The organism is Flavobacterium sp. UGB4466 (genome assembly GCF_903469665.1).
GTDB lineage: Bacteria > Bacteroidota > Bacteroidia > Flavobacteriales > Flavobacteriaceae > Flavobacterium > Flavobacterium lipolyticum.
Genome location: NZ_CAGKLC010000160.1, coordinates 1 through 6,633, shown reverse-complemented (window position 1 = coordinate 6,633; position 6,633 = coordinate 1). Strand labels below are relative to the sequence as shown.

The window sequence follows — 6,633 nt, the reverse complement described above, 5'->3', positions numbered from 1 at the left end:
TGAATGAAATAAGAAGAGGGACTTTCAGTCCCTCGTAAAACAAACCTCTGCACTTTCAGTGCAGAGTGGTTTAGTTAAGAGGGAAATCTATGTCCCTTTGAACCTCTGCGGCTTTGAGCCTAAGAAAAAACAACCGTTTTGTTACTGTAAACTATTGTTTTTCTTTCGGCATGTAATTTTATCGCTCTGGCTAAAACGATACGTTCTAAATCACGCCCTTTCATAATAAAATCCTCAACGGAATGTATGTGCGAAACTCTCGCAATGTCCTGTTCAATAATTGGCCCTTCATCCAGTTGTTCCGTCACGTAGTGGCTGGTTGCTCCAATAATTTTTACCCCTCGTTTAAAAGCCGAGTGATAAGGTTTAGCACCCGGGAAGGCCGGTAAAAACGAATGATGAATATTAATGATTTTATTTTCGTAAAGCGAAATCAATTTAGGGGTAACGATCTGCATATAACGTGCCAGGACAATGAAGTTAATCTGGTATTTTTTTAACAGTTCAATTTGTTTGGCTTCACCTTCTTCTTTATTGTCTTTTGTAAATGGAACACAGTGAAACGGAATATTAAATCGTTCGGCTACTGATCGCAACTCGTTATGATTACTAATAATGACAGGGATTTCTATATTTAATTCGTTAGCACTGTAACGCCCAAGAATATCAAACAGACAATGATCGTATTTGGAGACAAACAGAGCCATTTTAGGTTTGTGTTCCTGATTGTACAATTCCCACGACATATTAAAGTCGGTAGCAATCGTTTTTGAAAAATCTTCTTTTATCGATTCGGCGCTCACATGTTGATTGGTGAGTTCACATTCCAGTCGCATAAAAAAAACATTTTGCTCTACATCAACATGTTGATCGATATAGGTAATGTTTCCTTCGACTTTAGCAATAAAAGTGGTCACTGCGGCAATGATTCCTTTTTGATCTTTGCAGTGCATCAGAATGGTTATTTTTTGCATTTTGGTTTAGGTTATTGGTTAATCATTTAATTGCTAACTGTAAATCCCGATTACACAAATCAACGATTAAACAGTTAAACCATTAAAAGCTATTTTTTGTCCTGCATAGCAAAAACTTTCTTTAACAAAGGAGATGTTCTTGCATTGATGTTGGTACGAATGTCTTTTTCTTCTACAGCAATCATTTTAAAAACACCTGCTAATGCCTGATTTGTTGTATAATCAGTCAAATCCGGGTTTACTTTTCTTACCAAAGGAATGGTATTGTATTTTTTGATTATGTTTGTCCAGATTACATCAGCACCTACTTTTTCAAAAGAAGTTTTGATTACCGGATTGAATTTGCTGTACAAAGCGGTTGTTGTACTGTTTTGTAAATAACTGGTTGCAGCACTTTCGTTCCCTAATAAAATGTTTTTTGCATCGGTAAACGACATGTTTTTAACCGCAGAAACAAAGATTGGTGTAGCTTCTTTAACAGCATCTTCAGCAGCACGATTCATTGCTTTTATACCTTCATCGGCAAGAGAGGATAAACCAATTTTTCGTAAAGTAGCGTCAACCCTTTGTAATTCTTCCGGCATTAGGATTTTTACCGCTTCATTTTTGTAAAAACCATCCTCAGCGGTTAATTTGCTTACTTGCTGTGTAATTCCTTTGTTCAGGGCTTCCTTTAATCCCGAGGCAATATCAACACCGCTGTTACCTTTTATTTTTGATGACAATTGAGATAATTGATCTAAGGTTTTTTGTACCTGAGCATTAGAAGTGAAAGAAAACGTAAGCGTAAGTAACAGAAGTAGAATCTTTTTCATTAAAGTGTAATTTTATAAGTTTTCAAAAATACTACTTATTCAAAAATAAAGCCACAATTTTATTTCCGGAGAACAAACAATTTGTTGCAACCTTAACAATGGGGTTTTGGAGGATCTGAGGGGCTGAGGTTCTGAGGAGCTAAGCTTTTATTGTTTTCAGAACTTTATAACCTCAGAACCTTAGAACCTTAGTACCTTTTTGAGCAAATAGATCCTATAAATGCAAAAGCGGTTCAATTGTTTAAATTGAACCGCTTTTAATTTCTTGTACTTTGTAGGTACTAAATGTGTTTTTATTTTTGTATTACAAATTTACCGTCTTTCTCACAGTAAACATCATTCGAGTTAGATTCGTATTTTTTAAAGCATAAATCTCCTGTTTTCTCCACTAGAATAAAGCTGTTATTATACGAAATGAATTTTAACTCAACACCTTTATCAGTAGTAATTGTTGTTTTATCATTAACTACTACAAAATCAACTTCTCCGTTATCTTTGTAAGCCCAAACTTTTGCTGCGGTTGGATCATTAGATTCCATGATACTTCCTTCTGCATGATTGGCAAAACGATCGGTTTTTAATTTTCCTGTCAGTTTTTTATCATTTTGAGACACGCTTCCATTGATATAGATAAAGTAAGCCGAATCAAATGTTGGGTTTTCAACTTTAGCAGTTAAGTTTTTTTGATTAACCGTCATTAAACTTGTAATATTTGCTTGAGCTTCGCCTGGCCATAAACTCATCATACCGGCACCTTGTTTAGCTGTTTCAAGATATTCTAAAGATTTATCAAAGTTTAACAGAAACATTTGTGTTAAGGCTAAGTTCAGGTAAATTACTTTGTTGTAATCTTTCGGCTTTAATTTTTTGTATTCTTTACCAACATAACTCAAATAGAATTTTTCTAATTCTGAAAGGTAGGATTGGTCTAAAGAATTGGCAGCAATTTTGTTTAAAAATTCATCTGTTTTAGTGTTAAACTCAACAAGTTCATTAAACTCCTCCGCTTTTTCAAATAAACCGTAGTTTAAAGTAAATTCTTTTTCAGTAATAAGAATGTTATTGTCAGTAAGGTATTTATATCCTATATTATTCAAATCGCTGGCTAAGCTTTGATTTGGTTTTCCGTTAACATAAGTACCAGAATACATTCTGGCATTTGTACCTTTTTCATATAAGATTTCATTGTTTTTTCCTAAAACTAAATATTTGAAATCTCCATCTAAAAGGTAAGTACCATTATCGGCTCTTTTATAAGTAGCTCCTTTGTACCCCATTAAAACGCGAACGTCGGGATTGGTTGTGTCTTTTTTAGTGTAATCTTCAATTGTATTTTTAGTAACATTATGCTCATAAGTTTTTGAATTCTTCTTGGCATACGTTGCATTCCAGGTGTCATCTCCCTGTATGATGATGTTATATGTTTTAATGTTTTTAAAGGAATCTGATTTTGGGATGGTAATTTTAACTTTTTTCTTGTTAGTGTCTGCTTTTTGAGCATAAGAAGTACCACTGATTAGGGCTAGCAGTAATAATAATGTAATTTTTCTCATAGGTTTATTTTTGCCCAAATATAGGAATATGACAGTGAAGCTAACTACTAAAGAAGATGTTTTTAAATGAAAAAAAAAGCCTTGCTGAATAAACGGTATTGCATCAGTTACTTAAGGAGTTGGATATTAGAATTAGTATGAAATAGGGTCTGTTTTGAATAAAATTTAATTTGAAAGAATTATACGATATATAAATAGGGGACAGTAAAAATTAGCTGAATAAGATAGCCTATTCGAATATTATTTTTCCAAAATTGCCACAAAAAGGATGAAGTTATTTTTGAAACCACTTAGCCCCTCAGAACCTAAGTTCCTTTTCTAAAAGATCCTTCCTTCAAGATTTTTCCTGGATATCTGTTTAATTCCCGTATTGGTATAGGAGTAGCTGGAGGCTTCCGTCCATTTCCAATTGAAATTAGTGCCACCGTCTATAGCGGCTGCCGAGTAGATGATTTTAATATTATCATTTGTAGTGGCCATTTTTAACCATAGAAAAAATTCTCTGGTGTTGGCTAAGGTTTCATTTTTGGTACAGGTCTGCAGGTCTTCTAAAACGTCCGGATCCTCTTTGAACCATTGTTTTAAAAATCCTAAATGCGTTTCAGAGCATTGATACCCTAGATTGAGTGCCCAAAGGAATTTACATTTCAGATTGCTTTCATCGGCTTTTTTATCACCATCCCAATGACATTCATGATCCAGGCTTGTAGTGATGAATCCTAGCGCTGCCCGCTGTGGATCGGTTAAGGTTTTGATATAATCTTCATTGAGCTGCAAAACACCTTTTTTGTCTAACCAGAGGATCTTAACATAATCAACCTGATTGGCAGCAGTCTTACTTTCAGGTTGCTTTTGTGAGGTATTTGGCTGGGGTGTTTGGGAAAAAATACAAGAATAAAAACTTAGAAAAAGGAACAAAAAAAACGGACGTAGATTCATAATGTAGTATCGTAAACGGGGTTTAGGTGAAGGTATTTTGTTTGTTTTTTATTTTTTTAGCAAATCAATTTTTTCTTTAGTGTCTTCGACATAAAGACTCATTTCATCGTATTTCCATGTTCCATTTTTGGTTCCCACGACGTATAAAGTTCCTCTGCTTTTAGAACCTCTTATTGGAATTTGTAAGTTGCAATGTTCTATACTGTTGCTTGAATTAACGCTGCCTGAGGCAACTCCGTTGTCTTCGATTGGACTGCCCAATTTCTCCAGCACTATTGCATTATGCTGTGCTTCGTTCATGGCAGCTTTATAAGAATCAGATTCTTTGAGCATGGTGGTAACTCCAAAGACAAGTGCGGCTATAAACACACCAAACAGCACCACGAGGCTTAAACATCCGGTTGGAACAAACCATTTCCAGTTTCTGTCCCACCAGCTTTTTCTAACTTCAGTATAATCGTCTTCCATAAAAAAGGGTAATTTTAGATTTGCATTTGAGTTATTAAAGATACTATTATTCTTTCAAACTCTAAGTTCAAATCTAAAATTACCCTATTAAAAATTACAGCTCTTTTGATGAAGTGAACTAACTAATTGGTTAAATTTTAGTTAGATACTACTCCCGTCTGAGGAGAAACCGTTTTGTTTAATTCGGCATCTCGCTCATAAACATCCTGAAAGAAACCAATTTCTCCATTTTCATTGACCAGCGAAGTAAAATAAGTAATATAAATAGGTACTTTTTTAGTTAGTTTAAAACTGTTTTCTGTTTTACCCGCCATAGCTTTATCTATTTTATCGGGAGTCCATTCAGGATAATCTTTAAGCATGGCAGTAGCTAATTCTTTAGCCATTTTTACGTTTATACAACCATGGCTGAACGTTCTTTTTTCAAAATCGAATAAAGTTTTAGACGGAGTATCGTGCATATAGATGTCATCAGGGTTCGGAAACATAAATTTTACTAATCCTAATGAGTTTTCAGGACCCGGTTTTTGTCTCACCTGACCATTTACTATTTCCATATTCTTTTTGGCCAAATAATTTTTATCCTCAGCGATTTTACTTTTCAACTCATTGTTTACAATACTTTGCGGAACGGTCCAGTAAGGGCTAAAAACGATTCTCTCAATTTCGCCATTAAAAATGGTTGTTTTAGTTAATGGTGCTCCAACAAAGACACTTGAAGACAGTTGAACCTTCCCATTTTTTACATAAATCAATTCGTACGAAGGAACGTTGACTAAAACATATTCATCGCAACCGGCCATTTGATCCGAAATAGTACGACATCTCTCCATGTTAAGTTTTAGGGTCTCCATTTTATCGGCAAGAGGAACATTCATTTCTTTAATATGCTCTTCTGCTAAAATATAGTTAGGTTTGAAACCGTTACGAACTTTATATTTCATTACAGCATCCATTAATTCACGGTCGTAAACGTTACTTTTAGAATCCTTTTTTAAATCTCCCAATAAGTATAAACGGGTTCTGACTTGGGCGATAGTATTTGAAACAGCATCCGGACGTAAATCTTTATAAGGTGTTTCTTCCGGAACAATAGGTTTCCATTTATTAGAACGGTCTAGTTTTTTATATTTTTTCAGAACGTCCTGTAATTTATAATATTGATCATAGGTTACTTTAACATTTTCAGTGGTCGAAGTAGTGGCTTCTTCGATTGTACTGTAATTTAAAAAATCTGTCAGCATAGCATCATACGACATTTTTTTCCCGGCATCTGCATTACTTTTTTTGGCGTAAGCAATATATAAAGAACTCAAAAGCATATCTGCATCTGTTTTAGACAACTTTGTTGCTGAAGAAGAAAAAAGAGCATCGATTTCTTTTTGATAAGGAACAACCAAATCATTCGTTTTTTTAGCTTTTTGATATAATGCAGAACCAAACTCATTGATGGCATCTTCATCAAACCAAATAGTTCCCGGGGTTCTGTTTTTGTATAATGACATGACATCAGACTTATATTTTTTCAAATCAGAATATCTTTTAAAGAAGTCATTTGAAATTTCGTTTACATTATCAGAACCTGAATTCTTGTAAACGGGTGCGACAGTTGAAGTTTTTTTATAAGAAACGTTCTTATGATCCGTTTTGGCAAAAGAAGACACAAAAAAACTTAGAACTATAATTAGGCTGAGTGGATATGATGTTTTCATTTTTTAAATTTTTACGGTGTTACTTTTGTAGGTAGTTTTAAGTAAAAATTTGGGGTTTTTCTATACTACTAAATTACTTTATAGTGTTGATTTATAGGTTCTTGTATTTTGTTTAAATATTTCAAGATTACCATGTTGTTAACATTTTTATAAGACTTATATAGGATAAATC

General features: G+C 33.9%; 6 protein-coding genes. All 6 read right to left on the bottom strand.

All coding sequences use genetic code 11. The features are described from left to right. Positions 1-119 precede the first annotated feature (119 nt). The gene (gene purU / locus JO950_RS20775) at positions 120-974 is read right to left on the bottom strand and encodes a formyltetrahydrofolate deformylase (protein WP_070906922.1); all 855 of its coding nucleotides are present in this window, start codon (positions 972-974) and stop codon (positions 120-122) included. Between the two features lie 89 nt (positions 975-1,063). Beyond that, positions 1,064-1,789 (bottom strand): DUF4197 domain-containing protein, encoded by a 726-nt coding sequence (locus tag JO950_RS20770; protein WP_202704352.1) that lies wholly within the window; start codon positions 1,787-1,789, stop codon positions 1,064-1,066. 293 nt (positions 1,790-2,082) lie between these two features. Then, positions 2,083-3,342: a hypothetical protein gene (locus JO950_RS20765; protein WP_202704351.1), complete on the bottom strand. Its 1,260-nt coding sequence runs from the start codon at positions 3,340-3,342 to the stop codon at positions 2,083-2,085. Positions 3,343-3,660: 318 nt separating this feature from the next. Continuing rightward, positions 3,661-4,119 carry a hypothetical protein gene (locus JO950_RS20760; protein WP_237732409.1) on the bottom strand — a complete coding sequence of 153 codons (459 nt, stop codon included), beginning with the start codon at positions 4,117-4,119 and terminating at the stop codon, positions 3,661-3,663. A 210-nt stretch (positions 4,120-4,329) separates the two neighbouring features. Further along, positions 4,330-4,749, bottom strand: coding sequence for a cytochrome c oxidase assembly factor Coa1 family protein (locus JO950_RS20755; RefSeq protein ID WP_202704349.1), 420 nt, complete (start codon positions 4,747-4,749; stop codon positions 4,330-4,332). Between the two features lie 137 nt (positions 4,750-4,886). Beyond that, positions 4,887-6,461 (bottom strand): L,D-transpeptidase family protein, encoded by a 1,575-nt coding sequence (locus JO950_RS20750; RefSeq protein ID WP_202704348.1) that lies wholly within the window; start codon positions 6,459-6,461, stop codon positions 4,887-4,889. Between the last annotated feature and the right edge of the window lie 172 nt (positions 6,462-6,633).